Source organism: Aminobacter sp. P4_D5, assembly GCF_056401815.1.
Genome location: NZ_JBFUIP010000825.1, coordinates 1 through 662, shown reverse-complemented (window position 1 = coordinate 662; position 662 = coordinate 1). Strand labels below are relative to the sequence as shown.

At 66.9% G+C, this 662-nt stretch carries 2 protein-coding genes; one reads left to right on the top strand and one right to left on the bottom strand.

Translation table 11 applies throughout. From position 1 onward, the window contains the following. Window positions 1–344 (top strand): cation transporter dimerization domain-containing protein (locus AC1DWF_RS35225; protein WP_476843105.1); only part of this gene is annotated, 344 nt, incomplete at its 5' end. On the opposite strand, the gene AC1DWF_RS35220 is transcribed toward AC1DWF_RS35225, so the two are convergent. Beyond that, window positions 341–662: enolase C-terminal domain-like protein (locus tag AC1DWF_RS35220; RefSeq protein ID WP_476843104.1), on the bottom strand; the 322-nt coding region annotated here is incomplete at its 5' end. The genes AC1DWF_RS35225 and AC1DWF_RS35220 overlap by 4 nt on opposite strands.

The following is a 662-nucleotide window of genomic DNA, read 5'->3' as shown; positions in this document are numbered from 1 at the left end:
GGGCGGATATCGTCGGCACGCTGATCGTGGTCGCGGTCATGCTGACCTTCGGTGCGCGGATGATTCAGGAATCGCTGCCGCATCTCATCGACCGCGCCCTGAACGACCGGCAGCAGGCCACCATCAACCGGGCCCTGGCCGCCAGCTTCGAGGCCTATGACGAGTTGCTGGAGGTCCGGACGCGCACCCAGGGCAGCGATGCCTGGATCGAGATCGAGGTCGGCTTCAACGCGAGCCGGCCGATCGGCGAGGTGCACCGGATGGCCGAGGACATGGCGACGAAGATCCGCTACGTGATCCCCGGCGCGCACATCCTCGTGATCCCCCGGGCCATCCTGGCTTAGCTCTCGATCCGCTCGCAGCGCTTCAGGTAGTCCGCATTGAGTGTGACGCCGAGGCCCGCTCCGCTCGGGCGTGGCATGCGGCCCTTCATGACTGTTCTCTCCAGCGGCGCCTCCACGAGGTCGAGGCGGTCATCCTCCGGCCAGACCGGAAAGAGCTCCTGGATCAGGAAATTCGGAATGGAGAGGGACAGCTGCACGCAGGCGGCGGTCGAGATCGGCCCGCCGCAATTGTGTGGCTGAATGAAGACGCCGTGCGCCGCGGCGAGGTGCGCGATGGCCTTCACGCCCGTAAAGCCGCCGGCGATGCCCATGTCGGGC